Origin of the sequence: Nocardia asteroides (assembly GCA_019930625.1) — a bacterium.
GTDB lineage: Bacteria > Actinomycetota > Actinomycetes > Mycobacteriales > Mycobacteriaceae > Nocardia > Nocardia sputi.
Genome location: CP082844.1, coordinates 74,059 through 100,671, shown reverse-complemented (window position 1 = coordinate 100,671; position 26,613 = coordinate 74,059). Strand labels below are relative to the sequence as shown.

Annotated in this window: 23 protein-coding genes, 1 tRNA gene and 1 pseudogene; 11 read left to right on the top strand and 14 right to left on the bottom strand. The window is 67.8% G+C overall.

Annotated features, from left to right (window positions below; genetic code table 11):
• Window positions 1–15: 15 nt before the first annotated feature.
• On the bottom strand, window positions 16–624 hold the full coding sequence (locus K8O92_00525; GenBank protein UAK32567.1) for a transcriptional regulator: 609 nt from the start codon (window positions 622–624) through the stop codon (window positions 16–18).
• On the opposite strand from K8O92_00525, the gene K8O92_00520 reads away from it, so the two are divergent.
• Window positions 545–1,957, top strand: coding sequence for an acyltransferase (locus tag K8O92_00520; protein UAK32566.1), 1,413 nt, complete (start codon window positions 545–547; stop codon window positions 1,955–1,957). The genes K8O92_00525 and K8O92_00520 overlap by 80 nt on opposite strands.
• A 60-nt stretch (window positions 1,958–2,017) precedes the next feature.
• Here the strand turns inward: K8O92_00520 and K8O92_00515 are convergent, their stop codons facing one another.
• Entirely contained in the window at window positions 2,018–2,836 is an 819-nt protein-coding gene (locus K8O92_00515) for a MerR family transcriptional regulator (protein UAK32565.1), read from the bottom strand.
• A 47-nt stretch (window positions 2,837–2,883) separates the two neighbouring features.
• A complete protein-coding gene (locus K8O92_00510; protein ID UAK32564.1) occupies window positions 2,884–4,857 on the bottom strand; it encodes a TPM domain-containing protein in 1,974 nt (657 codons plus the stop codon).
• Window positions 4,858–4,977: 120 nt separating this feature from the next.
• Between K8O92_00510 and K8O92_00505 the strand changes: the two genes are divergently transcribed.
• From K8O92_00505 to K8O92_00495, 3 genes are all read left to right on the top strand, one after another.
• Entirely contained in the window at window positions 4,978–5,565 is a 588-nt protein-coding gene (locus tag K8O92_00505) for an MBL fold metallo-hydrolase (GenBank protein ID UAK35351.1), read from the top strand.
• A 104-nt stretch (window positions 5,566–5,669) separates the two neighbouring features.
• Window positions 5,670–6,350, top strand: a complete 681-nt coding sequence (locus K8O92_00500) for a YdcF family protein (protein UAK35350.1) — start codon at window positions 5,670–5,672, stop codon at window positions 6,348–6,350.
• A gap of 7 nt (window positions 6,351–6,357) precedes the next feature.
• Window positions 6,358–7,617, top strand: coding sequence for a deoxyguanosinetriphosphate triphosphohydrolase (locus K8O92_00495; protein UAK32563.1), 1,260 nt, complete (start codon window positions 6,358–6,360; stop codon window positions 7,615–7,617).
• A 27-nt stretch (window positions 7,618–7,644) separates the two neighbouring features.
• Here the strand turns inward: K8O92_00495 and K8O92_00490 are convergent, their stop codons facing one another.
• A complete protein-coding gene (locus tag K8O92_00490) occupies window positions 7,645–10,500 on the bottom strand; it encodes a hypothetical protein (protein UAK32562.1) in 2,856 nt (951 codons plus the stop codon).
• A gap of 374 nt (window positions 10,501–10,874) precedes the next feature.
• Here K8O92_00490 and K8O92_00485 point away from each other — a divergent pair, with 374 nt between their 5' ends.
• From K8O92_00485 to dnaG, 3 genes are all read left to right on the top strand, one after another.
• A complete protein-coding gene (locus K8O92_00485; protein UAK32561.1) occupies window positions 10,875–12,029 on the top strand; it encodes an FIST C-terminal domain-containing protein in 1,155 nt (384 codons plus the stop codon).
• The gene (locus tag K8O92_00480; protein ID UAK32560.1) at window positions 12,026–12,775 is read left to right on the top strand and encodes a Mut7-C ubiquitin/RNAse domain-containing protein; all 750 of its coding nucleotides are present in this window, start codon (window positions 12,026–12,028) and stop codon (window positions 12,773–12,775) included. The genes K8O92_00485 and K8O92_00480 overlap by 4 nt, the downstream gene beginning before the upstream one ends.
• Before the next feature lie 66 nt (window positions 12,776–12,841).
• Complete coding sequence (gene dnaG / locus K8O92_00475; GenBank protein UAK32559.1) at window positions 12,842–14,761, top strand: DNA primase; 1,920 nt, start codon at window positions 12,842–12,844, stop codon at window positions 14,759–14,761.
• A gap of 83 nt (window positions 14,762–14,844) precedes the next feature.
• Here dnaG and K8O92_00470 read toward each other — a convergent pair whose 3' ends face one another.
• Window positions 14,845–15,090, bottom strand: coding sequence for a hypothetical protein (locus K8O92_00470; protein UAK32558.1), 246 nt, complete (start codon window positions 15,088–15,090; stop codon window positions 14,845–14,847).
• A gap of 203 nt (window positions 15,091–15,293) precedes the next feature.
• On the opposite strand from K8O92_00470, the gene K8O92_00465 reads away from it, so the two are divergent.
• Window positions 15,294–15,366, top strand: a tRNA-Asn gene (locus tag K8O92_00465).
• Between the two features lie 305 nt (window positions 15,367–15,671).
• Window positions 15,672–15,882: pseudogene (locus K8O92_00460) on the top strand (IS1380 family transposase).
• Between the two features lie 210 nt (window positions 15,883–16,092).
• Here the strand turns inward: K8O92_00460 and K8O92_00455 are convergent.
• The 4 genes from K8O92_00455 to K8O92_00440 form a co-directional block, all read right to left on the bottom strand.
• Window positions 16,093–17,334: an IS256 family transposase gene (locus K8O92_00455; protein UAK32557.1), complete on the bottom strand. Its 1,242-nt coding sequence runs from the start codon at window positions 17,332–17,334 to the stop codon at window positions 16,093–16,095.
• A gap of 637 nt (window positions 17,335–17,971) precedes the next feature.
• Window positions 17,972–18,100, bottom strand: coding sequence for a YegP family protein (locus K8O92_00450; GenBank protein UAK35349.1), 129 nt, complete (start codon window positions 18,098–18,100; stop codon window positions 17,972–17,974).
• Between the two features lie 171 nt (window positions 18,101–18,271).
• The gene (locus tag K8O92_00445; GenBank protein ID UAK32556.1) at window positions 18,272–19,153 is read right to left on the bottom strand and encodes an aminoglycoside phosphotransferase family protein; all 882 of its coding nucleotides are present in this window, start codon (window positions 19,151–19,153) and stop codon (window positions 18,272–18,274) included.
• Between the two features lie 58 nt (window positions 19,154–19,211).
• The gene (locus tag K8O92_00440) at window positions 19,212–20,456 is read right to left on the bottom strand and encodes a tetratricopeptide repeat protein (GenBank protein UAK32555.1); all 1,245 of its coding nucleotides are present in this window, start codon (window positions 20,454–20,456) and stop codon (window positions 19,212–19,214) included.
• Between the two features lie 172 nt (window positions 20,457–20,628).
• Here K8O92_00440 and K8O92_00435 point away from each other — a divergent pair, with 172 nt between their 5' ends.
• Together K8O92_00435 and K8O92_00430 are read left to right on the top strand one after the other, a co-directional pair.
• A complete protein-coding gene (locus tag K8O92_00435) occupies window positions 20,629–21,186 on the top strand; it encodes a Gfo/Idh/MocA family oxidoreductase (protein ID UAK32554.1) in 558 nt (185 codons plus the stop codon).
• The gene (locus tag K8O92_00430) at window positions 21,183–22,079 is read left to right on the top strand and encodes an aminoglycoside phosphotransferase family protein (protein UAK32553.1); all 897 of its coding nucleotides are present in this window, start codon (window positions 21,183–21,185) and stop codon (window positions 22,077–22,079) included. Before K8O92_00435 ends, K8O92_00430 begins: the two co-directional genes overlap by 4 nt.
• 143 nt (window positions 22,080–22,222) lie before the next feature.
• Here the strand turns inward: K8O92_00430 and K8O92_00425 are convergent, their stop codons facing one another.
• The 5 genes from K8O92_00425 to K8O92_00405 form a co-directional block, all read right to left on the bottom strand.
• A complete protein-coding gene (locus K8O92_00425; protein ID UAK32552.1) occupies window positions 22,223–22,609 on the bottom strand; it encodes a hypothetical protein in 387 nt (128 codons plus the stop codon).
• A gap of 290 nt (window positions 22,610–22,899) precedes the next feature.
• Complete coding sequence (locus tag K8O92_00420; protein UAK32551.1) at window positions 22,900–23,373, bottom strand: peroxiredoxin family protein; 474 nt, start codon at window positions 23,371–23,373, stop codon at window positions 22,900–22,902.
• 76 nt (window positions 23,374–23,449) lie between these two features.
• Entirely contained in the window at window positions 23,450–23,989 is a 540-nt protein-coding gene (locus K8O92_00415; GenBank protein UAK32550.1) for an RNA polymerase sigma factor, read from the bottom strand.
• A gap of 383 nt (window positions 23,990–24,372) precedes the next feature.
• Window positions 24,373–25,689 (bottom strand): UDP-glucose/GDP-mannose dehydrogenase family protein, encoded by a 1,317-nt coding sequence (locus K8O92_00410; GenBank protein ID UAK32549.1) that lies wholly within the window; start codon window positions 25,687–25,689, stop codon window positions 24,373–24,375.
• Window positions 25,682–26,611 (bottom strand): glycosyltransferase family 9 protein, encoded by a 930-nt coding sequence (locus tag K8O92_00405; GenBank protein UAK35348.1) that lies wholly within the window; start codon window positions 26,609–26,611, stop codon window positions 25,682–25,684. Before K8O92_00405 ends, K8O92_00410 begins: the two co-directional genes overlap by 8 nt.
• Between the last annotated feature and the right edge of the window lie 2 nt (window positions 26,612–26,613).

The window sequence follows — 26,613 nt, the reverse complement described above, 5'->3', positions numbered from 1 at the left end:
CTCGCCTTCGATGAATCAGCTGGGCACGTCCCAGAACGCGAGTTCGTGTCGCAGCCCTTCGCCGAACAGCTCCTTCGCGCGCACCGGGTCGGCGCCGGATTCATCGATCATCTGGGCGCATCGACGGGCGAGGGCGGCGAATCCCGGATCGGCGTAGGTGTCGACCCAGCGGCGGTAGCGCGGTTCGGCGGGCGGGCGCAGCGCCAGCCGCGCGCCGAGCGTGGAGTACCCCCACATGCACGGGTAGAGGGCGGCGAGACCCTCGCCGTAGGACGCGGCGGAGTCCAGAAGAAACGCCGTGTACGCCGCGCACGGCGCGCCTTTGACGGCGCCGTCGAGATCGGCGCCGAATTCGGCGGCCAGCGAACGATGCAGCGACAGTTCGTCGTGGTAGGTGGCGTGCGCGAGATCGACCAAGTCGCCGAGATGGGCTGCAGGCGCCTGCCAGGCGAGGCGGGCGAACACTCGGACGTAGTCGAGCAGGAACAGATAGTCCTGCTCCAACCAGGACCGGAAAACCGATTCGGGCAAGGTGCCCTCGGCGATGCCCACCACGGTGGGATGGGCCAGCTGCTCCTCCACCGAAGCCAGGCCGATCTTCTCCAACTCTGCCGCGAGACTCATACCGGCAGTCTTCCTCATCCGCCCGCCCGGTCGGTTTGCACCTGTGTCCGCGGTGCCGCACCCTTGCGAGGTGTTGTGGGATGAGGACGCGCTGATTCGGGTATTGGCGCCGTCGGAGCAGCGGTTCGTGCGGCATGGCACCTACACGGGCCGGTCGGTGTCGGTACGGGGAGTGCTCGACGTGACAGCGCTGCGCGAGGCATTCGCGACGCTGCGGCGCGCGTATCCGGTGATCGGCTGCCGCATCATGGAAGGTGTTGCGGGACAGGGATATCTGCTCGCCGCAGACCAGCGGGCATGGGCTCCGGTGTCCGTGCGGGAGGGTGACGTGGCGGCAGTCGGCATCCCCGCCGCGGATCCCGCGGTCCAGTTGGCCTATCTGGAAGTGGCGAGGGCGAGCGCGGAGGAATGGCGTGTCACGCTGTTCGCTCACCACAGCGTCGCCGATGCCGGGCACTGTGTCGAACTGCTGTCGCGACTGTGGGACTTCTACACCGGCATAGTCGAAGGCGGGCGGACGAGCGTTGCCCCACATGAGATTCCGCAATCCTTGGAGTGGCATGTCGCGGCGCGCGGCATCTCCCGGGCAGCGGTCTCCGGCTTCGAGGACGTGACCAAGCCGCTCCCGCCGGAAGCGAGGGACGCGCCATCCGACGGTGCGCAGCCCGCGCCGAGCACGCTGGCGCGCCCGCTGCGTGTGCGGCTGGATCGCGCCGCCACCGCGCGCATCATCGACCTCGGGCGCAAGACGGGCGTGACGGTGAACGGCCTGCTCACCGCCGCACTGCTGCGCGCCCACGCGCGCGAGACCACCGGAGGCGCGACGCCGCTGGGCTGCTTGTATCCCGTGGACCTGCGCAGCCGGTTGACGCCGCCGGTCGCCGCCGCGGCGGGCACCAACATGGCGGGCATGGCCTCCTTCGCCGCGGAGGTGGATCCGGCGGCCGACCTCCTCGAACTCGCACAACGCATTTCGGCCCGGCTGGCGCACGATCTCGCCGAGGGCGTCGTGCGGCAATCGGTACTGCATTTCCCGGACTTCTACGGCGTGACCAGGCGGCACTCGCTCGCCGGACATATCGCGGTGACCAACACCGGCGTCGTTCCCGCGTTCCGCATCCCGGCTGGTCTCGAGTTGACCGACTACGAGATCGTCTACCTCTCCGCGCATCCCCGTCCCTCCGCGGGCGCGTCGGCGGCGGTCACCTATCTCGTCTACACCTTCGCCGGTGAGCTGACCGTCGGCGTGCTCGGTGGCGGCGCGCACGCCGAAGGCCTGCTCGCGGCAGTGCGGGCCGAGCTGACCGCTCTCGCGGCGGTCTGCGCGGGCTGATCCAGGCGGGCACGCAGAGGCATCGTGGCGGCCGAGCGTTACGGCCGCCACGACGCGTACCTATTTCGGCTGGATGGGCTCCTGCAACTCGGTGACCCAGCCCGCGACGTCCTCGGTGTAGACCAAATGCACCTCGCGGCTCGGACCGGTGATGCGATAGCCGTTCTCGTCGATCCAGCGTCCGAGCGCCTGCCAGGGTTCCAGGACCAGGTCCATGCTGCCGCGATGCACCACGGTCGCGGCCTGGTCGATGGCGGGCAGGTCCACCACCGCGAAATCGTGCTCGCCGTCCGGATCGAGGTCGACCGGCATCGCCGCGTGGGCGAGCATCGTGCCGTCGGCGCGTTCTTCGTAGTAGGCGATGCCGGAACCGACGGGTGCGACCTGGGCACGCTCCAGCCGCTCGCACAGTTCCTCGAACAGCGGACCGATCACCGGTCCGACCGACCCGGGTTCGAAATCGGCTGCCACACCGGTCAATTCGGCTACTCGAACGGCGGGAACGGATTTGATCACCACATCGTGGGCAGGCATGCAGCCCTCCTTCTCGATGATGCGGAGTCTCGTCTCGACCTGGGTCAGGCGGGCGCGGTCGCTGGTGATGCGCTGCTCGAGCTCGGCGCGGCGGAGCATGAGCATGCCGCGCAGTTCGGCGCCGCCCACCCGCTCGTCCAGGATCCGGCGCACCTGTTCCAAGGTGAAGCCGAGATCCTTCAGCGCGACGATGCGATTGAGCCGTGCCAGTTGTCCCGCGTCGTAATAGCGGTAACCGCTCGTGGGGTCGACCCGGTCCGGCCGCAACAGCCCGATCGCGTCGTAGTGGCGCAGCATGCGCACCGACACCTGTCCGTGCCTGGCGAAATCTCCGATACTCAACATGACGAGTCCTGGTCTACGACCTCACACGGTGTCAGGGTCAAGCCGCGTCAGAATCGTCCGCCGCGACCGATCCGCCGCGAGCCGGAGGAACCGCCGAACGAGCCGGGGCTCCACCCGCCCCCGGAATGCCGAGCGCCGCCCGCCGCCCCGCGGAGCAGTCCTTCGAGCAGGATCCCGCCGAGCACAGCCCCGGTGTGGACGCCGCCGGAGGGAGCCCGCTGCGCCTCCCATGCCCGCACGCTCGCCTGAGCCGCGTGCAGCGCTCGCCCCGCCAGCTCCGCCGCCGTCCCCGCGCGCCGCAGTGCCTCGACCGGATCGCCCGCGCTCAGCCGCTGCGCCTCGTCGAGGTTGCGCTGCGCTTCGGAGAGCCGGGTGCGCGCTTCGGCGTCGACGCCGCCGCGACGTGTGGTGACGTAGTCGGCGGCCGCACCGATCCGGGTGTGCGCGTCGGTGAGCGTCCGGTCGAGCCTGCGGCGCAGGTCCTCGGCGGCGAGTTTGCGGTCGGTGGCGGCGGCGAGGGCGCGGTCCAGCTCGGCGTCGGCGGTGACCGCGTCGTGGAAGGCGCCCAGCGGGTCGGCGCCTCCTGCGGACGTCGCCTTCGTCAGCGCCGACTGCGCCGCGGTGCGAGCCTCCGCCAGATCCGGCCCGCCGTAGCCGGAGAGCTCGTCGGCGGCATCGATGTCGCGGCGCAACTCCTCCAGCACACCGGGAAGGCCGTCGCGGGCTTGCTGGATGGCGCTCGACGCGTTGTCGACCGCGTCGAGCAAGGCGCGGGCCTGACCGATCGCGGCTTCGGCGGAACGAATGGCGGCGACCGCCGCGCCCTGCTTGCCGACCGGCTGGGCGAGTGCGTTGTGCCCCGCATCGATGTTCTGCTCCGCGAAGGCGATTCGCTCACGGGCCATCCGGACGTTGTCCTCGATCGGCGCGAGGACACCGGCCGGATGGATGGCGGCGAGCCGATCGAACTCGGCCTCCGAAGCGGGGATCCGTGCGGTGACGTCGACGACGTCCCTGGTGAGCACCTCCAGCCGAGCCGAGGCGTCGAGCAGCAGATCGCGCATGGCGTCGAATTCGGCGACCTGCGCGTCGAGGTCCCGGTCGGCGCGCCCCACCGTGCCGATCAGGTGGACCAGCAGCGACCGCTGTTCCTCCGGCGTCTCCGGGAGGGCGTCGTCGAGGCGTTGCCGGATCGCGAACGCCTCGGCGGCAGCGGCCTTCGCGTTGTCGAGGGCGGTGCGGAAGACAGTGGTGGCGGTGGCGCCGAACTCGCCCATGGCGAGGTCGAGTTCCTCGCCGCTGGTGCGGATCGCGTTGTCGATCTCCACCAGCGCCTCGCGCGAACGGGCGTGCAGCGCCTCCACCGGCAACGCCGACAGCGCCGCGGAATTCTCCGGATCCAGTTGCCGCGCCGCCGCCAGCTCGGCCTCGAACCGGTCGCGGCGCCGTTTGCGCGCGTACCAGACGAGGCCGCCCGCCACCAGAACGACCAGCAGGCCGAGGACGAGCAAAGCGCGCAGGCTCACCCCGCCACCGCGCATCGCCGCGTTCAGTCCGTCTGCCGTCGCCACTGCGGCGTCGGACCAACGGCCGTCGCGCAGGGCGGGCTCGACCTCGCTGATCAGGATGCCGTCGAGTTCGGCTTCGCGGACGCCGCTGGGCAGCGCGCCCTCCAGCCAGTACGCGCGGTCCTGCGTGGCGACCGCGAGCAGCAGGTCCCGTTCGCCGAACCCGGACAGCGTGGCGGTGCGCCGGGCCCACTCCTGCGGGGCGAGCCCGTCGAAGCCGCGCACGTACACCACCCACAGCCGGATCTGCTGGTCGGCGTAGAGCTGGTCCACCGCACTGCGCACCCGATCGCGCTGACGCTCGTCGAGCGCGCCGGCCGAGTCCTCCACGTAGGTGTTCATCCGCGGCGGAGGTTCCGCCGCGACCATCGGAGCGACCAGCAGGGCGATCGCGGCCAGCAGGACGCTGATCGCGAGCGAGCGAGCGAGGCGGATCCGCGGCGGCAGTGACATGGCACGAATCTAGCTCGCTAGCATCGTCTCGTGATCACCATCGATCGCTCCTACAGCGGCCACGTGTCCCCGGATTCGAACCCGCAGCAGCGCGAGGTCCCCGGCGCACGCATCGTCAAGATGTCCGTCGGCGGCATGGACAACAACTGCTACCTGGTGCAGTGCACCGGCACCGGGGCCGCTTTGCTCATCGACGCCGCCAACGAGGCGCCGCGCATCGCGGCGCTCCTAGAGCAGGAGGCGCCCGGGCAAGTCCAGCTGATCGTCACCACGCATCAGCACCGCGACCACTGGATGGCGCTGCGGGAGACCACCGCCGCCACCGGTGCTCCCACCGCGGCCCATCCGCTCGACGCCGACCCGCTCCCGGTCCGCCCCGACCGGTTGCTCGCAGAGGGCGACACCGTCACGGTCGGCGACTTGGTCTTCGAGGTCATCCACCTGCGGGGTCACACACCGGGTTCGATCACCCTCGCGCTCACCGACGGGGCGGGACGCACCCACCTGTTCACCGGGGACTCGCTGTTTCCCGGCGGCGTCGGGCGCACCACCTCGCCGGAGGACTTCACCACTCTCTTCACCGACGTCTCGGCCAAACTCTTCGACCGCTACCCCGACGACACCGTCGTCTACCCCGGTCACGGCGACGACACCACCCTCGGCACCGAACGCCCCCACCTCCCGGACTGGCGTGCGCGCGGCTGGTGAACCGTCGTCCTCGCACGGCGACCGGTGCGAGAATTCGGCTCTGACGGTTGCCGGTCCAGGGGTTGCGCGGCTCCTGGCAGACTTGGGGAGTGGATTTGCCAACGATGCGCACCCGAGCTCTCCCGGCTCCCGACCCAGCCCGGCCGCACGGCTTCGGGGCGGGGTTGCTGCGCTGGGCGCGTCGACTGGTCATCGGCTCGGTGGTGATGGGGGCGGTGCTGGTCGGAGGGACGGCGTTGCGCGTGTGGCAGGTCGCGCGCATCGATGACTACACGAAGGCCGACGCGATCGTGGTGCTCGGCGCGGCGCAGTACTCCGGGACCCCGTCCTCGGTGTTCGAAGCGCGACTCGACCGGGCGTACAGACTGTTCCGGGCCGGTGTCGCGCCGCGTGTCATCACCGTGGGCGGCAAACAGGAGGGTGATCTGTTCACCGAAGCCGCCTCGGGCAAGAACTATCTGCAGGCGCGTGGCGTGCCGAGTGACAAGATCCTCGCCGTAGAAACCGGTTCGGACACCTTGCGCAGTGTCGAGGCGGTGGCGACGGCGATGCGGGCGCGGGACATGTCCTCGGCGGTGCTGGTCAGCGATCCGTGGCACTCGCTGCGCACCCGCACCATGGCCCGGGACGAAGGGCTGGCGGCGTGGACCGCCCCGACCAGAACCGGCCCCGCCGTCTACACCCGCGAATCCCAGGCGCACGGCATCGCCCGGGAGACCGGCGCCCTGCTGTGGTACCAGCTCACCCATTTCTCGGCGGACTTCGCCTACACGGCGGGACAGTGACACCCGGATGAGCGCTCGGTACACCGACCACGACACCGAACGCCTCGTCGTCGAGGGCGCCAAGACCGCGGGCCTCGGCCCGCCGCGCAGCGAGTTCGAGACCGGCCACCGCACCGAGTTCGCCCGCGACCGCGCCCGCGTGCTGCACTCCGCGGCCCTGCGCAGGCTCGCCGACAAAACACAGGTCATGGGCCCGCGCGACGGGGATACGCCGCGCACCCGCCTCACCCATTCCATCGAAGTCGCCCAGATCGGCCGTAGCATCGCCGACGGCCTCGGCTGCGATCCGGACCTGGTCGATCTGGCCGGTCTGGCCCACGACATCGGCCACCCGCCCTACGGCCACAACGGTGAGAAGGCCCTCGACACCTTCGCCGACGCCTATGGCGGGTTCGAAGGCAACGCGCAGAACCTACGCATCCTCACCCGCCTCGAACCCAAAGTGCTCGAGCCCGACGCCACCAGCGCGGGCCTCAACCTCACCCGCGCCGCGCTCGACGCGGCGATCAAATACCCGTGGGGCCGAACCGGTCCCGGTACCAAGTTCGGCGCCTACGAGGTCGACGCCGAGCGCCTGGAGTGGATTCGCAAGGGCGCGCCGGACCGGCGCCGCAGCCTCGAATGCCAGATCATGGACTGGTCCGACGACGTGGCCTACTCGGTGCACGACGTCGAGGACGGCGTCATCGCGGGCCGGATCGACCTGCGCGCGCTGGCCGATCCCGGCGAGCAGGACGCGCTCGCGGCGCTCGGCCAGTTCCAGCACTCGCTGGCGGCCGACGAACTGATCGCCGCCGCACAACGACTCTCGGAACTCCCGGTGGTCGCGGCGGCGTCCGGCTACGACGGCACGTTCACCGCCTCGGTCGCGCTCAAGCGCCTCACCAGCGAGCTCGTCGGTCGCTTCGCCACCGCCGCGATCATGGCGACGAAAGAGGTGGCCGGTCCGGAACCGTTGTCCCGCTACGCCGCCGACCTGGAGGTGCCGCGCATCGTCGCCGCCGAGGTGGCGCTGTTGAAGACCGTCGCGTTGCGCTACGTGATGTCCGACCCGGCGCACCGTTTGCGGCAGGCGGCCCAGCGTGAACGCATCCTCGCCGTGGCCGATCGGTTGCTGGCCACCGCCCCGCACAGCCTCGATCCGCAATTGCTGCCGTTCTGGAATGCCGCGCCCGACGATGCGGCCCGCGTGCGCGTCGTCGTGGACCAGATCGCCTCCTACACCGAAAGCCGCCTGGAGCAAGTCGCCGTCCACCTGGACGCCTGAACCCGAAGGCGTGCGGCGGCAGCGCGGTCACGCCGTCAGGTCGGTGGCCTCCGGCAGATCGGTGGACTCCGTCGGGTCGGCGTGCTCCGGCACATCGGTGGAATCCGCGCGCGCCATTTTCACCAGTGCCGCGTGTAGTTCCTTCGCCGACGCCCCCGCGCGATCCCCACGCAGGACCACCTCGGTGAAGCCCTCCACCAGAGCCCGGCCGGGGTCCAGCAGACCGGCGCCACTGCCGCCACGGAGCAGGGACTCGTTGATCAACGTACGCAACGCTTCTTGACGAGCTCGAAAACCACCCGCGACGTCCAATGCCCTCGCGAATTCGCGGACGACCGTCGTATACATCGGTCGCTCGACAGGCCCGCGCCTCCGAAAGACTCTTCGCGTTTGCTGTGGAGCCGCCCCGCCCGGCGGATGCGGGGCGGCTTTATCCAGGACTATCCAAACCTCAGCCGGTCCCTGCGTCATCGTTGTGGGGTTCGGCCTCGGACGCGATTCCGGATCGTCGGTGAGTTCGATCCCCCGCAACGGAATCGGGTATTTCGCCAGCAGATCATCGATGGCGGAAACAATCTCACGGACCGCTTGGCTGTCGACGTTCCCGGCATCGAACCCGACGATTTCCAAGTCGTGCCGCTCCGCCATCTCCTGGGCGATCCGGCTCGCCTCGGAGGCCTCGGAGGCCTCGGTGGTGTTGGTTCGCGGTGGTGGAGGGCGGTGCCTGGTGGTTGTCTGCTCGCTGGGTGCCGGGGCATTCCGTTGCTCGGGTGCGGAGTCGGGGGTGCGGTCGCGTTGCGGCGCGGGGGCGGCGGTGGCCGGCCGATCTGATGCACGGGCTGCTGGGTCAGCGGTCCGCTGTACCGGTTCCCGGTGGACTGGAGTCTTGCTCTGCTCGAGGGAGGCGGGGTCGGTTCGCGGGGTGGACACGAAGTTGCTTGTGCTGCCGGTCCGTCGGTGAGGTCCGGAATCGTTCCGGCGGGCCGCGGGGGCACCTTTCGAACTACCGATCGGCGGGATGGCGTCGCTGTCGTGCGACACGTCGATCCGTGGAGAGGCGGCTGAGCCGGTGGCGGTGTCGATCGAGGCTGGGGGGACGCCGACCCCCGTCTCCTCGATGCCTCCGGGATGGTTGGCGCTCGCGGTGTGTTCCAGAGGCGCGAGCGGGCTCGTGGCTTCGGTCCGTCGGCTGAGTACGGGGCCGTCGGCGAAATCGCCCGGCTGGGTGGGCGGGAAGTCCCTCACTGCGGAGGGGCGGACGGGGACGGTCTCCTGGAGGGCGGCGCCGGCGTCGGTCCTCCCGTCGGCTGCGATGTCGTGTCCGGCCTCGACCTGCCGGATGGGTGCGGAGTCGTGGGTGCTGTCGGGCTGCCGGCGGGGTGCCAGGCCCCAGGGGGTGGCGGACTCGGTGGATCGGGAAACTGTTCGCTGAGCCGATGCCAGGCAGTTCGCGAGGTCGATCGGCGAAATCAGTTCGGGGCGACGCTCGTTGTCGCCTCGCGGTGGGGCCTCGTCCGCGATGGCGCGTGCTGGGCGGCTCGCGGGGTCGGTTCGCTCGATGACCACCGGTTCGGCGGCGGTGTCGAGTGGGGGACCGGGATCGGGTGGGCGTGTCGAGGCCGCGTCCTCCGCGATGCCGATCGGGTGGAGCTCTTCGGTGCGGTGCGGGATGTCGATTCGTGGGACGGCTGCCGAGTCCGATTCGGTCTCGATCTGCGGTGCTGGCGCGGCGTCGTCAGCGGTGTCCTGCTGAATGGGTCCGGGGTGGTTGAGGTCGATCGGCGTAGGCGGGCCTGTGGCTTCAGGCCGTCGGCTGAGGTCGCTGTCGTCAGTCGAGTTCGGCTGGGGGATGGGCCGGGAGTCGGCCGACTGGCTTACCGCAGGACGTTCCGCGTGGCCTTTCGGACTCGTCGAGAAGTTGTCAGCGATGCCGGACTCCCGGACCAGTGCGGAGTCCGGGCTGGTGTCGGTCGGCTGCGCGGCCGCGTGGTCTGTGATGCCAGTCCGGCGGACCGGTGGGACGTCGGGCGCCTGGACGGCCGCGGTGCGCGCTGCGGGGCCGGTCCGCTGGATCGGGCTGGATTCGTCGGCAGAGTCGATATGTCGGCGAGGTGTGAAACCGTCGGCCTCGGTCGTCTTCGGGACCGATTCGCGGTGGGGCGCGGCGGTGGTCTGCCCTGCGGGAGCAAAGTCGGTGATGTCGGTCGCCGGGGCGTCGCGAATGCGTGGGCCGAGTCCTACGGCATCGGTGCGCTGGAAAGGGGTCGAGTCGTCGATGAGCCCGGACCGCCCGATGGATGTGGACGCGGTGGGCGGAATGACCGCCGACTGGTCTCTGTAATCGGTCTTCCGGATCGGTGCCGAGTCCGCGGGGAGAAAGACTCGGGGGGTGGGTTGGGAATCGCCGGTGAAAACGGTTCGCTCGACCGGCACGGAGTCGTCGACCAAGCTGCCCCGGTCTCGCGGGAGGTCGGATTCCGCGTAACGAGGCGACGTTTGTTGCCGTGAGGGTACTGACAGTTCTGCGGCCGGTAAATCCACCGCGCGCGCCGCGGAAACTCGAATCGGGATGCTCGGCACCGTCGGGCACGGCCTGACGACACGCTGCGACCAAGGCGTCGCCGGGGCTCTGCGAGACCACGGGGTGGGCAGCGCCTTGCGTTCCGACGCGCCCGGCGGTGCAGCCGCGGGGGCCTGGGCGAGCGGGGCATCGGCTCGCACCGGAACCGGGGAATCGTCGTGGTGGTCGCCGATGAGCGTCTCGGCGGATGCGATGGTTGCCTTCAACTCGCCGACTGTCCGGGATGCCTCGGCGATGAGGCGCTCCAGTGTCGAGACCATCGCGCGAAGTTCGCCGGTGTCGATCCGCGACGGCTGACTCACGATGTCTCCCGCTAGTCCTCATCCAGCTCTTGCCGCGGTGCACTGGCCTGCGCCGACATTCTGATCTCGCGTGGCCGAAAGCAGACTGTGGTGGCGCTATTGTGACTCAGATCCGCCCGACCTCTCGGGGTTGGGAAGATAGCGGGCGGCTCACATTTGTCGAACAGCAATCGGATCGCAACAATCGCGAATCTATGTTGCACCGCCGAGGCGGCAAGCTCCAGACGTGCACCAGACAGTCACGCCGACGGCCTCCCTGAGCGAGTGGCACCGCGCCAGAACACTCCACAGTGCGGGCAAACTCCGTCATCGATGATGAAATCTGCTGTGCCGCAACAACATCCCCATCCGCCCAGGTTGGCTACCATGGAAGGGTGCGGATCGGAGTAGGGCTCTCCACCGCGTCCGATGCGCGGCAGGCGGGCAGGGAGGCCGCAGCGCTCGCCCGCGATCAACTCGCGGACGACGCGCCGTCGCTCGCTGTCCTCCTCGCATCCCGCGCGCACACCGACGACGCCGTGGAAGTGCTGTACGGCGTCCATCGGACGGTCCGGGTACCCGCCCTGATCGGATGCGTGGCGCAGGCGGTCGTAGCGGGCCGCCGCGAGATCGAGGACGAGCCCGCGGTGGCGGTGTGGCTGGCCTCCGGACTGCCCGCCGCCGAGACCTTCCAATTGGACTTCCTCCGCACGGCGAGTGGCGGGCTGCTGGCCGGTTATCGCTTCGACAAAGCCGCGCGCGACTTCCACCTGCTACTGCCCGACCCGTACTCGTTCCCGGCCGACCTGCTGCTGGAGTACGTGAACACGGACCTGCCCGGCACCGTCGTCATGGGCGGGTTGGTGAGCGGCGGCCGGGGGCCGGAAGGCAGCCGGCTGTTCCGTGACCACACCGTGGTGACATCCGGCGCGGTCGGCGTGCGGCTCCCGGGACTGCACGGCGTGCCGATCGTGTCGCAGGGCTGCCGGCCGATCGGCTACCCCTACACGGTCACCGGCGCGGACGGCACGGTGATCACCGGGCTCGGCGGTCAGCCGCCGATCGAGCGTTTGCGGGAGATCGTCGCCGTGCTGCCACCCGATCAGCAGGAACAGCTCGCGCGCGGCTTGCAGATCGGATTCGTGGTCGACGAGCATCTGGTCGAGCCGGGGCAAGGCGACTTCCTGGTCCGTGGCCTGCTCGGCGCCGATCCGTCCAGTGGCGCGATCGAGGTCGGCGAGGTCGTGGAGGTCGGCACGACCGTGCAATTCCAGGTCCGCGACGCGATCGGGGCGGACCAGGACCTGCGAGCGGCCCTGGCGCGGGCGCGGACGGAAATTCCCGGACGTCCGGCCGGCGCGTTGCTGTTCACCTGCAACGGACGCGGCCGCCGGATGTTCGGGGTCGCCGATCACGATGCCACGACGATCGAGGATCTGCTCGACGGCATCCCCCTCGCGGGTTTCTTCGCCGCGGGCGAGATCGGGCCGATCGCGGGCCGAAACGCGTTGCACGGATTCACCGCCTCGATGGCGTTGTTCGTCGAATGAGCGTCGAGCTGAGGGTCTACGCCGAGCTGAACGACTTCCTGCGGCCGGGCGAGCGGTACACCGCGCTGCGGCGGCCGTCGCGGCCGCACCAGACGGTGAAGGACGTCATCGAGGCCGCTGGCATTCCACACACCGAGGTCGACCTGGTCCTGGTCGACGGACAATCGGTCGATTTCGACCATCGCCCGCGCCCCGACGGGCGGATCACGGCGTATCCCGTGTTCGAGACCCTCGACATCAGCCGCGTGACCAGGGTTCGCCCGCACCCGTTGCGTACGCCACGTTTCCTCGCGGATGTGAATCTCGGCGGCCTCGCCAAGCTGATGCGACTGCTGGGCCTGGACGTGCTCTGCCGGTGGGACGCCGAGGACGCCGAACTCGCCGAGGTCTCGGCGGCCGAGCACCGGATCCTGCTCACCCGGGACCGCGGGCTGTTGAAACGCCGCAACGTCACGCACGGCGTCTACATCCGATCCGAGCAGCCGTTCGACCAGGTCCTCGAGCTGATCCGGCGGCTCGATCTCCTCGCGTGCCTGGCGCCGTTCACCCGCTGCCTGCGCTGTGGCGGTGTCGTCGTCGAGGTCGCCAAAGCCGAGGTCGAAGACCGGCTGGAACCGCTCACCCGGCGCTATTACGACACGTTCCGGCAGTGCCGCGATTGCGGTCGGATCTACTGGCAGGGCACGCACCAGGCTCGGCTGGTGGAAACGGTCGCGGCGGTCCGCGCGGAACTCGATCGATCCTGAAGGACCTGACCCGCTGGGCCGAGCCGCCCGGGCGCGTCGGCCCCGCGTTCGCCTAGACTCTCAGCCGTGGCCGGACGACTTCCAGATCGCGATATCGCGGCAATACGCGAACGCGTCCGGATCGAAGACGTGGTGGGGGAGTACGTCGCGCTCAAGCGCGCCGGAGCGGACTCCATGAAGGGCCTGTGCCCGTTCCACGACGAGAAGTCACCCTCGTTCCACGTGCGGCCCAACCACGGCCTGTTCCACTGCTTCGGCTGCGGTGAGGGCGGCGACGTGTTCGCCTTCATGCAGAAGATCGAGCACGTCGGGTTCGTCGAGTCGGTCGAGCAGCTGGCCGACCGGATCGGTTACCAGATCAACTACGAGGGCGGCGGCACCTCGGTGCAGCGCGACCGCGGCACGCGGTCCCGGCTGGTCGCGGCGAACGCGGCCGCGCACGAGTTCTATGTCGCCCAGTTGCGCGAGCCGGAAGCCGAAGCCGCGCGCAAATATCTCACCGATCGCAACTTCGACGCGGCGGCCGCGCACCATTTCGGCTGCGGCTACGCCCCGGCAGGGTGGGACGCGCTCACCAAGCACCTGCTCCGCAAGGGGTTCGACTTCAAGGAGCTGGAGGCGGCCGGGCTGTCCCGGCAAGGTCAGCGCGGCCCGATCGACCGCTTCCACCGGCGTCTGCTGTGGCCGATCCGGAACCTCTCCGGCGACGTCATCGGGTTCGGCGCCCGCAAGCTCTTCGATGACGACACCATGCCCGGCAAGTACATCAACACTCCGGAAACGTTGCTGTACAAGAAGTCTCAGGTGCTGTTCGGCCTCGACCTCGCCAAGCGTGAGATCGCCAAGGGTCATCAGGCGGTGGTGGTCGAGGGCTACACCGACGTCATGGCGATGCACCTGGCCGGGGTGAAAACCGCCGTCGCCTCGTGCGGCACCGCCTTCGGCGACGAGCATCTCGCCTTGTTGCGCCGCCTCATGATGGACGACAACTTCTGGCGCGGCGAGATCATCTACACCTTCGACGGCGACGCTGCGGGCCAGGCGGCGGCTCTGAAAGCATTCTCGGGCGACCAGAAATTGGCCGGTCAGACTTATATCGCGATCGCACCGGACGGGCAGGACCCGTGCGAGCTGCGGCAGCACTCCGGTGACGCCGCCGTGCGCGACCTCGTCGCCCGCCGGACCCCGCTGTACGAGTTCGTGATCCGCGGCCTGCTGGCCGACCACAACCTGGACACCGCGGAGGGGCAGGTCGAGGCGCTGCGTCGGGCGGTGCCGGTGGTCGCGCAGATCAAGGACAACGCCCTGCGCAAGGCGTACGCCACCAAACTGGCCGGCTGGGTCGGCTGGGACGACATCCAGACCGTGGTGCGCCGCGTCGGCGAGGAGGCCAAGCGGCCACGCAACGATGGAGGCCGCGCTGGAGCGGCGCGTCCGGCCGCGAAGCGCGAAGTGGTCGCCGAACATCCGGCGGCCCGGCCGAAGCCGAACGATCCCACGCTCCTGCCGCAACGACAGGTGCTGGCCGCAGCTCTTCAGTACCCGGCGATGGCGGGAGCGGGTTTCGACGCCCTCGAGTCCGAGGCCTTCACCCATCCCGCCTACGCGATGGTTCGCACCCTGATCGCCGAGGCGGGCGGTACGGCGGCCGGGCTCGGCGGCGCCGAGTGGGTCAACGCCGTCGCGGATCGCACCGAGGACCTGACCGTGCGCGCCCTGCTGTCGGAGCTGGCCAACGAGCCGCTGCCGGTGAAGACGGAAGCCGACATCCCGCGCTTCGTCGCCGGTGTGCTGGCCCGCACCCAGGAGGCCTGGGTCGGCAGGCAGATCGCCGAACTCAAGTCCAAGCTGCAGCGGGTCTCCTCGACCGAACAACCGGACGCCTACTTCGCCCTCTTCGGCGACCTCGTCGCCCTGGAGCAGTACCGCAAGAGCCTGCTCACCCAGGCGATGGGCAACCACGGCGATTTCGCCACCGGAGCCTAGCGGCCGCCCTCGTCAGTTTCCGCGATCCCTCGCACGTGATCCGACAGGGTGCGAGGGATGGGTACGTCAGGTGTCGGCGCAGGTCAGCGACGGAGTTGGTCGTGCGGCACCAGGACGGTGGTCCGCTCGTCGAGCGGCTCCATCGGCTCCAGCCGGGGACGGGTGCTGAGCTTGTCCGCCAGCTTCTGCCTGCCGACGAGCACGAGCTTGCGGGTCACCGGGCTCTCGGTCAGCGCGCGGGTCGCGGCGCTGATCTGTTCGTAGCGAGCCCGCCCGGCCTTGCTGCCGAGTACATACCCGGCCGCCACGCCGATGATCAACCGCAGCATCTCGATGTGCTCCTCCCAGTTGCCAGTTCGCCGCCCCCATCCTGCCCGACGCCCCACACGCCTGTCGATCCGGACACCCCGTGGCGCCACCCCCGCCCTCGAGGACAAGTCAGCAGGTAGCGACACGATTTGGGCTCCCGCCCAGCCATACGCTAAAGTTTCTCCTCGGCCCGCCCGATACCAATCGGACGAGCCGAGGGCAATCCCCTATAGCTCAATTGGCAGAGCAGCCGACTGTTAATCGGCAGGTTTCTGGTTCGAGTCCAGATGGGGGAGCATAACCAACAGGTCAGGCACGGTCATCGTGCCTGACCTGTTCTAGTCTGCGGGCAGCGACCAAGAATACGCCAAGAATTCCGGTCTAAACTTCCTTACGTTGCAACCGTTTCCCTGTGGGTATGGCCCATCGGCTTGTCGCTTCCGGCTCGACGGTTGAACGTGGCAGACTCGCGCCCTCGGCGGGGCGCATCGAATATGGGAACGCAGACGACCGGATGCACTCAGGGCGGCAGTGAGTAGTTGAAGCGGACTATTCGTTCTGAGCGGCTGCGCATCTGTCTGGCTACACCGCCCTGGCGCAGTTGTCGGGCTGGCCCACCGGCATGTGACTGGTCACGCGAATGAAAGGACCGCACCCAGGCGCGCAACTGCGGTTCACCGATGTCGACGGGGCTGCGTTTGACAGCATTTGTCCCTAACACCAGACGTGGTCAGCTCACTGACCCGGAACTACGGCACCGCCGCCAGGCCCGCTGGGAAGACCGGGTCCGCGCCGCGAAAGACACCGGAGCCTGAAACCTGCCATGCCACGGCTTCGCCGCCAACCAAACGAACCCTCACAGACCGTGAGCGGATCAGTGGCCCGCGTCCCTGGCTGAAACAGCCGGGGACGCGGGGCCTGGACTGGACCGCTCTGTGGACCGAAGTTCGCGCGCGGTGGGCTTGCGGTCAAGTCCGGGGGCGTGGTGTAGGAGGGGCGGTCACCGCTGATCCGGTTGGTGGTCAGGCGGTGAGGGCTGGGGTGGTGGTTTCCTCCTGTTCATTCGGGTTGGTGTCGGTGGTGGCGCGGGATCGGGTCAGGACGTCGAGGCCGAGGTAGCGGCGGCCTTCGATCCATTCGTCGTGTTGTTCGGCGAGCACGGCGCCGACGAGGTGGATGATCGCGGCGCGGTCGGGGAAGATGCCGACGACGTCGGTGCGGCGGCGGATCTCCTTGTTCAACCGTTCTTGGGGGTTGTTGGACCAGATCTGGCGCCAGATCTGTTTGGGGAAGCTGGTGAACGCGAGCAGGTCGGCGCGGGCGGTGTCGAGGTGGTCGGCGACTTTCGGCAGTTTCTCGGTCAACGCGTCGAGCATCCGGTCGTATTGGGCGGCAACTGATTCCGGGTCTGCTTGATCGAATACCGAGTGCAGCAGGGTCCGCACCCACGGCCACGACGTTTTCGGACACACCGACATCAGGTTGACTGTGTAGTGGGTGCGGCAGCGCTGCCAGCTCGCGCCGGGCAGGGTGGCGCCGATCGCGGCCACCAGCCCGGCGTGTGCGTCGGAGGTGACCAGACGGACTCCGGTCAGGCCGCGGGCGACCAGGTCCCGGAAGAACGACAGCCAACCGGCTCCGTCCTCACCTGAGGTGACTTGGATACCGAGGATTTCGCGGTAGCCCTCGGCGTTGACGCCGGTCGCGATCAGGCAGTGCACGTTCACCACCCGCCCGTTCTCCCGGACTTTCAGCGCCATGGCGTCGGCGGCGACGAAGGTGTATGGACCTTGATCCAGCGGACGGGTGCGGAACGCTTCGACCTGGGCGTCCAGGTCGCGGGCCATCATCGACACCTGTGACTTGGACAGGCTTGTGATCCCGAGGGATTCGACAAGCTTCTCCATCCGCCGGGTGGATACTCCGAGCAGATAGCAGGTGGCGACCACGCTGGTGAGTGCGCGTTCGGCGCGTTTGCGGCGCTCCAGCAGCCAGTCCGGGAAGTAGCTGCCCGATCGCAGTTTCGGGATCGCGACATCGATCGTGCCGACCCGGGTGTCGAAATCACGATGCCGGTAGCCGTTGCGGGAGTTGACCCGCTCGGGCGAGCGTTCGCCGTAGCCGGCACCGCACACCGCGTCGGCTTCGGCGCTCATCAGCGACTGGATGAACGTCGAGAGCATGGTGCGCAGCAGGTCAGGGCTGGCGACGGCGAGTTGATCGGACAACAACTTCGACGGGTCGATAGGCTCGACAGAGGTCATCGCGTGAACTTCTCCTTCGTTGAGCTTGGCGGTTCAAGAAGGATCACGCGGTGACCGCCCACTACCCGGCTACGACACGCTCACGCGGTCGCTCCGAAATCGCTGGTACACCACTCTGCCGGACGCAACCCGCCCGAGCCTGGAGCCGAGAGGCCCTCACCGCCCACTGTTGTTGCGATACGGATCCCCGGACGGTGGGTAGCGCCAGCCCATGCCGTTGCATGCCCCGCAGTCTTCGTACTTGATCTGATCGAGATCCCGCTTGCTTTCGGGGTCCTTTCGGCGGCGACCGGATCCATCGCACACCGAGCACTCAGACCAAGTGTCAGGTACTCCCACAGGCCGCCGCCGCGCCGAGTTGGACCGCCGAAAGATTCCCATACGTCAATGCTACGACCCCGCCCCCATGGGGAGAACACGATCCGCAGCTCTGCCGCTAACGGTGTTCGCGAACCGATCGGTTTATCGACACCGCTCACAATGGCTCAGGCAGAGGCGTAACACCAGGTGGGCGGTCACCATGTTGCGTGTAAAACGTGTTGAGAAAGCGGTGATGCGGAGCCGGGGGCAGCTGGCCGTCGTCTGCCCGAACACCCGCGCTGTAGTGGCATTCCGGTCGCCGCGCGGTGCGGATGGTTCAGGTCAGGTCAACCACTTCGGCGCCCGGTGCGTTCGTCTTGATCGATTCGATGCCCTTGTGCGCTGCTGCCTTCGATTCGTATGCCTCGCCGACGGCGATCACTCGGAAAGTTTGTGAATCCCCCAGGTGAGTCCGGAGACCTACTGGTGTGACAGCTCAGCGGGTTGCTGGGCTGGATTCTGAGCCAGATTCGGTGTAACTACCCCTGGCTTGACCTCTTGTACGCCGACTACGCGCGAAAGGAATCCGCGATCGCCGCCTAAACGGACACGAGGGCCTTCTGGTCGACCGCCGCCGTTACAGTGCTTCCCATTGCCACGGCAGCGGCACTGCTCCGCGGAGGCAAGCGATTCGATGATTCGCCTGCCTCGCAGCAGTTCTGCTCCCACAGGCTCGTTCAAGAGCAAACCCGACCCATCTGAGTTCCTGGATATCGGCGAATACGCGGAAGTCTGGCTGGGTCGTGACGTCGTAGCCGCCATAGGCGTTCACAAAGGACAGGTAGTCGGCGTCGGGGACTCGCGCGAAATCGGTGTAGTCGACGGCGAGTTGAATGAGATCCCATTCCGGTCGGCCAAGCGACACCTTGTCGAGATCCAGCACCGTCGGAATACCTGACGGGGGCACGACCAGGTTGCCTTGCCAGGCATCGCCATGAATGACCACGAGGCGCAGGGGATCCGGCAGCTTGTCATATTGCTTGCGAAGCTCGTCGTAGCGTGTCAGCAGCCATGTTCGGTCACCGTCGTCCACTGTGCCCGCAGTCGCCAACCGGGCGGGAAGATCACCGAACGGGTCGTGTCTCGGCAGGTCGGGATCGGCTGGCGGTGGCAGCGAATGGAGTGCTCGGAGCATGGCTCCGAGCTCGGCAGGCGTGGCTGGCCGATGGTCCGGTATGAGTTGCCACCAGGTGACGGGTCGGTCGTCGACAACGATCGGTTGAAGCAGTTCCGATACCGCCTCCACCGTTGGGATGCCGGAACTGTTGAGCCATCGTGACACGCGCAGCTCTCGCTCGGCATCCTTCAGGCTGCCGGGCCTTCCGATCCGCGCGACGATGTCACTGACCCGGTAGATGGCGTGGGACCCTTCGCGGATCACCTCCGGGTGATGCAGCTCGAGCCCGGCTTGTTGGGCGGCCTTCGCCAGTAGTTCCTTGGATGCCGTCGTGGCGGTCATAGTGCTGCTTTCGCCGCAGATCGGCGGGTGATGACTTCGCGTAGTTCGACGACGTCGCTCATTCGCCGGTGAGGTGAGGAAGCAGCGGCCAATCGCTGTAGTTGTTGTGGATGCGATGGGAATCGAGCTGGCCCGCCTGTGTGGCGGCACGGATTCCAAGGGCGACTGCTTCCTTCGGATCGCCGAGCTGCATGGTCAAGGTAGCCAGTCGGGTGAGCGAAAACGTTTGGGACCGAGGGTATTCCGCAGCATGAAGCTCGATGGCCTGCTGAATCCTGGGCGCTGCCAATTCGATTCGGTGTCGAGTTTGTGCGATCGGGATCAGGGCTTTGCCGGTGCTGCCGAGGTGCTCGGCCTCGTCGTAGAAGCACAGCCAGGGGGCGTCGGTGGCGGGGCTGCGTTGGGCGAAGTATTCGTCGGCGCGTGCCACTTCGGAGAGTGCTTCGTCGGGTCGTTTCATGGCGGCCAAGTATTGGGCGCGCAGGGCACTGAGCATGGCGCGGGTTGTGGCGGACAGCCGGTCGGATCGCACGTGGGCCAGCTCGATGAGCGACAACGCGCCATCAGCGTTACCGATATATGCCATCTTGCGCGCCATGTCGGCGAGCGCGCTGGCACGCAGCTCCCAGGATCCGGCGGTGTCGGCGCACCACAAAGCGAGCCGGAACCTCCGCTCAGCCGCGGCGTGATCGCCGATGTCGAAGGCCGCATATCCCGCGACGCTGCCGAAGTTGCCAATCGCTTCGAGCAGAGCCCGACGAGTGCTCGGCGACGCCTTGGCGTCCAGTAGTCGCGCGAAGCGGCCAAGTTGTCTGCCCGCGACGAGGCTGATCGATCCGCCGCCCCGCAGGTTCTCCGCCGAAGCGATAGTGCGCGTCGCTGTCTGGACGTCGATGACTTCGGTCGTGCCGACCCGGCCAATCGGCTTGTCGTCGACGTTCGGGCCGAAATAGTGAGCAGGGCCGCTGCCTGGGTCAAAAGGGCTGAACAGGCTTATCGCCAGCGTGCTGTCGGGCTGCGCCGCTGCTTCGCGGCGCCTTCGATTCGGGATGAAGCCCAGTTCACTATCGGTGGCCTGCAGGATGGAGCGGAACGCTTCGCGGTAGAGCTCGTTGGGCCAGCGGACGGTGCCGCGCTCGTAGCGGGCGATGGTGCGGGCATCGAGTTCGCGCCGCTGACCGTGCTGGCGCCAGATGTAGGTGTTGACGGCCTCGGCCAGCTCGGCGCGACCCATCACCTGACCAGGTGTCACCCGCGACGGTGTGGCTTCCCGTCGCTGCTGGAGTTGCACGTTCGGTCGCATGCGTCCCCTCGCCGATATCGGTTGGTTCAGTCTATCCAGCAGCACCGACGCTCGGTCGGGCAGATTATCTGCCCCGTAACTTGCCCTCTTCTAGGACCGCCGCGTGCGTGAGGCTGGAACGACGGCTCCGATATGCAGGGGCCGTCTGCACAACGATCAGTTGGGGGATCGAATGAGACCATGTGAATCGGTCCGAGGCGCGCTCGGTGCAGCACCGGTGTCGCGCATCGTCCGTCCAGATGTCGAATCGGGGTGGCGCACCTCGCGCCGTGTCGCTCACCGCAGTACAACACTGCGGGCTGGTGTGGTGGGCCTCGGGCGCCAGGCGATCAATGATCACCTTCCAGCGCTTGTGGCCTCGCCCCATGTCGAGCTGGCCGCCGTCTGTGATGAGGACGCGAGTGTGGTGCGTCAGCAGGAAACACTGCATCATGTGCCCGGCTTCGCCGATTATCGCGAGATGTTCGAGGCCGAGGCGCTCGACCTGGTGGTGGTCTGCGTCCCGCACGATGTCGGCCGGGCGGTGATCGAGTCGGCCGCAGAGCATCGGGTCCACGTGCTCAACCGGTACGGGCGCGAGGCGATCACGGCGATCACCGAGCTGTCTTCACCCCGCTGCTACGTCCGCCTCCGCGACCTGGACAGTATTGCCACCCGACACGACAGCGATCCGATTGTCGCTGAATTGCGGAGCGATCTAAGAGCGGTCCTCGCCACTACGGCATCATGACTACCGAGAGCCAGCTTCCCGGTCGCACGGACGTGCGCGCCGCGTGCCAAGCGTTCGGCGTCGACGACCGCGACGCGCAACTGCTGCATCATCGGTCGAACGCAGTGTGGTTGCTGCCGCACGCTGATCTCGTCGTGCGCCTGGCACCCGGCACCGCATACCGCCGCGAGCGCGCTCACATCGCCGTCGCCGTCACACGGTGGCTGGCAGCCGAAGTCCAACCCATCGCGCTCACTCCAGCGTCCGGGACCCAGCCAGTCACCGCCAACGGCGCGATCGCTGCGTTCTGGCCCTACCGCCCCTCGCTAGATCGGCCAAGCCCGGCCGACCTCGGCACACTCGTACGGCGGCTGCACTCGGTGGCGCGGCCGCCGTTCCCCGTGCCGCGATACCAGCCGCTGCGACGGCTGTTCGAAGCCCTAGCCCTCGATGACGAGCGGACGACACCCGCACTCACCGACTCTGACCGCGCGTGGCTGCGCGCCCGCGCCGAGGCGCTGGTCGGCCAGTTCACCCAGACCGAATTCCCACTTGGGGAGGGCCTGGTGCATGTCGATATCCAGAGCGAGAACGCCGTCTGCGATCACAGGCAGTGGGTGCTGATCGACTGGGACCAATGCAGCATCGGGCCACGCGAACTCGACCTGGTGAACGGATTGCCCGACCACTTCCACCAACCACAACACGAGCGGGCACGCTTCGCCGCGGCCTACGGCTACGACCTTCTCGACTGGCCCGGATGGACCTTGCTGCGCGACATCACCGAACTGCACTCCCTCGGCGCCTACATCCGGCTCGCGCCGACCAAGCCCGAGGCGGCCGAAGAACTGCAACATCGCCTCCTGTCGTTGCGAGCGGACGATAGAGCGGTGGTGTGGCGGGCGGTCTCGTGATCCTCCGTCCGTATGCTCGCGATGTCACAGTCCTGGATCGGCATCGAACGGCGGACCGAAGAAGTCCAAAGGTTCGTCAATGTCGAAACCGTTATCACTTGGCATAGTCTGCTCACGGATATCGATGGCGCGAACTCGACGAGTCAGTTACCGGAATATTGGTCCAGAACTGCGAGTATTCTTTCGAAATCGCGTACCGAACGTCGGCAGAAATCTAGATCCGTTCTCACCAATAGGTTTGCGGCTTGCGCTTCGGTTGCCAGCCCGTGGCGTTCTTTTTCGGCCATTACTCGTGTAGGTACGAGTATCCAGTTCCGTCGGGTAGTGTCGAACAACCAGTCGATCTCTCGATTATCGGCGACAGCGGCTTCGTGCAAGAGTTCGGCAAGGCCAGCTGGTTGAGGTTCGGGAAAGCGCCAGACAACTAGTGGTGGAGTGGGAGTGCCGTCATCGCCGGTGCCGCCTGCATGGCGGTACCACTCCAGGTCTCCGTACCGCTTCAATCGGGCGATGAAGTCGCCAGAATTCATTACCCTACCTTCTTGACCGTAGCACCGAGATTATCTCCCATAATAGTCTTCCGCCATTGCTCGATGGGGATTGGGTTTGGGCTGTGTCTGGGATCGTGCACATATTTTCCATCGGAATAGACCTCGTGGTAAAGAAATTGTTCACGTTGTCCATATTCTTCGACGGTTACAACTTGGCCGGGGGCGGGGTCCGCTCTGAGTATCTCTCCTGTTCCCGCGGCAACCTTCTTCAAGTGTTCTGCGATCTCAGATCGGCCGCAGTGGACGTGGACCTCGATGGAACCGAAGCGTCACAAACCTGTACGGCTGCCCAGGGAATCGACGGCCGCGAGGATGCCCTTCCTGTCGTAGCTGTTGGTAGGAAGGGTGGCGCTGTGGGTGTGGCGGATGATGCCGTCGGAGTCGATGAGGATGGTGCCGGACTGCTGCATCGCGCCGAAGAAGTTGCGGGTCAGGCCGATTGATTCGTGAGGGGTGCCCGCCGAGCTGGCCAGGACGGGGAAGGGGATGCCGTTTTCGGTTTGCCAGGCCAGGCCTGCGGTGCGGTCCTCGGGGACCGCTATGAGGACACGAATGTTTTTGGAGTCGAACTCGTCTCGATGTGCGACGAGATCGCGCACGTGCCGGTTGCAGATCGGGCATGACGTCGAGCGCATGAAATACAGCAGTGCGCTGTGCTCACCGCGGTAGTCGGACAGACGCCGAGTCTGCCCGGTGGTGTCTTCGAATTCCATTGCGGGCGCGGGAAATCCGGTTGCAAGCATGGTGAAGTTTCCTTCGATTTGTACGGGTGGTAGCGATGGCGCGATTGACGGCCGAAAGTCGTTGTCCCGTGGCGGGCTAGGGATCGGGGTTGAGGCCGTGGCGGATCGTGGCGCGTGCGCGGTGCAGCTGCGATTTCATCGCCGCTGTGCTGAGGCCGAGCGCGTCGGCAGTCGCGCGGCCGGGGTAACCGAGCACATCGCGCATGATCAGGACTCTGCGCTGGAGATCGGGCAACGCGATGATCGCCTGGGTGAGCTGGTCGGTGTCGAACCGGCGCAGGACTTCGTCCTCGGCGGAGGCGACAGCGTCGGGCACGGCGGGACCGAACTGCGGTCCGCGGTCGAGCAGGTATCGGGTGCGGCGCAGGCATTCGTTGCGGACGATGCGGAACATCCACGACGCGATGGCGGTCGCGGCGCGCAGGGTCCCGATCTTGCGATACAGGATGATCAAGGCCTCTTGCGCGGCGTCTTCGGCGTCGGCGGAGGACGCGCACAAGTGCTGTGCGAAGCGCCGCACGTGTGGATGTGCCCCATCGATGATCGCGGAGATCGCCTCCCGGTCGCCATGCTGGGCCGCTTCTACCAGCTGTTCACCGGCCCATCCACGATCCACTCCACCCACCTCCTCGATGGTCCGACGCGGGGCTTGCGATGGTGCGATATGGGGACCACGCAGGCGTCGATCGCGGTCGCTCGTCTCGATTCGAGTGTCACAACCATAAGAGCGTCCCCGACCGAGAAAGGATTCGAACCGGGTGGAAGTCCGTTCGAGAGTGCCGCCGCTGGACTGCGCAGTCTCGCGATCCGACGTGACGATCCGCAGCGGTCGCGTGCTGTCACTGAGCACTACGCCGACTCGAGCAGCGAACAGAACTGGCTCTGTCTCAGCTGGAGCCCGTGAGCGACCGATTCACTTCTCGGTCGTGTGGACGTTGGTTTCGATGATCGCGATCATGCGCGAGACGAACCGCGGATCGTTCGGCAGCGACAGCTCCGTCAGCCACTGAAGGAGCCGACAGTACCGTTGCCCAGCAAGGTGAATCCGGTGCCGCTCAGCAGTTGCTCATCGAGCAGATTCCTGGTGTCCACGATGACAGCCCGGTCGACGTCGGTCGCGAGTCTCGACCAGTCGAGGGAACGGAACTCGGGCCATTCGGTGAGGATGACGATCGCGCCCGCGTCCTTCGCCACCAGATACGGGTCGTCCACCACGCGGATGCCGCGCAGGTCGCGGGCGCTCGAGTCCGGGACGCACGGGTCGTATGCGGTGACCGTGGCGTCGTGATGGGCCAGTTGCCGCGTGACCGCGACGGCGGGGGAGTCGCGCAGGTCGCCCGTCCCGGCTTTGAACGCGAGGCCGAGTACGCCGATGCGCGTGCCCGCCAGTGAGCCGTCGACCGCACCGGTGGCCGCGCGACGGATCTTGCGCATCACCATCGCGTGCTGATGGTCGTTGGCGCGCAGGGCATCACGGACGATCGCGAAGTCGACGCCCGAAGTCTCCGCGGCTCGCAAGAGCGCGCGCGTGTCCTTGGGCAGGCACGAGCCGCCCCAGCCGGGGCCGGGCGCCAAGAAGTCCGGGCCGATCCGATCGTCCATTCCCATCGCGTCGGTGACTTTCGTGATATCGGCTCCGACCCGTTCACACAGTTCGGCGAGCGTGTTCACGAACGAGAGTTTGACCGCGAGGACCGCGTTGCTGGCGTACTTGGCGAGTTCCGCGCTGGCCGAATCCGATCGCAGCACCGGCGCGCCCGTGCCCGCGTAGAGCGCAGCGACACGGTCGGCCGACTCCCGGTCCTGCTCGGCCGCACCGATCACAATGCGGTCGGGACGCAGGAAGTCCTGCACCGCGTGGCCCTCCCGGAGGAATTCGGGGTTGCTGACGACTGCCGTGCTCGCGAGGCCGGACAGCGCGGGAATGCGCGCCGCCGTGCCCACCGGCACGGTGGACTTGGACACGAGCACGCAATCCGGCGGCAGGACGGTGGACAACGTTTCGAGCGCGTCCTCGAGTACGCCCAGGTCGGCCGTGCCGCCGGCGCCCATGGGCGTGGGAAGGCACAACAGGACCACTTCGCATTCGTGCAGCGACGCTGGGTCGGACGTGAAGAAGAGCCGGTTCTCCGAGAGCCCCTCGCGCACCAGCTCCGGCAAGCCGGGCTCGACGATCGCGACCGTACCCGCGCGAAGAGCCGCTACCTTCGACTCGTCATTGTCGACACAGACCACGTGATGTCCCAAGTGGGCGAGGCACGCGGCACTGGTGAGCCCCACATAACCGGCGCCCACCACGCCGACGCGACTACCCATGGCGCACCCGCTCTGCGAGCAACCCGGTCGCGGCCGTCAGCACCTGTTCCGGTCGCACCATGAGCAGTCCGGGATGCGGATGGTCGGTATTCGGATCGCCGGCTTCCCCCGCCCACAGCGTCACGTGGTGTCTCGCGGCCGCGGGCGGTCCCCACCGGTGCGGAGGCGTGGGGCCGAACAGCAGTACCGACGGTGTGCCGAAGGCGGTGGCGAGATGCCCTACGCCGGTGTCGCCGCACACGACCAGGGCCGCGTGGGCCACCAGCGCGGCGAGATCGGCCAGGGCGGTGCGTCCCGCGTACACCGCTGAGGGCGGCAACCCCGCTTTCTCGGCGACCGCGTTCGCCAATCGCATCTCCCCGGCTGTCCCGGTGATCACCACTCGGTGGCCGTTGCCGCTGAGTTCCCGAGCCACGCGCGCGAAACGTTCGGATGGCCAGCGGCGCGCGGGATAAGCCGCGCCCGGATGGATCACGACCACGTTCGACTCGGCGGGCTCCGGTGGGGCGGGCAGCAGCAGCGCGGTGGGATCGGCGCCGATTCCTCCGTATTCGAGCAGGCGGCACCAGCGCTCCACCTCGTGCATGTCCTCGCGCCACTCGAGGCCGGGCAACTCGGGGAAATCCGGATGGTGATGGGTCAGCAGGGTATTCGGGCGTGACGCCAGCAGATCTCGGATGCTCTCCGGCCCGCTGCCGTGCAAGTTGACCGCCAGCCTCGGCGGCGGGCCCGGCCACCGCAGCGCACCGAGTCCCGCGGTCGGCAGCAGTTCATCGACCGCGTCGATGAGGCCCACCAGCTCGCGGAGCGGTTCCGGCGCGGCGAGCACCACCCGGCCGTCCGGGTAGGCATTTCTCAGTCCGCGCAGGGCGGGCACGATGGTCAGCAGATCGCCGAGCCCGAGTGCGCGGAGCACGAGAATCG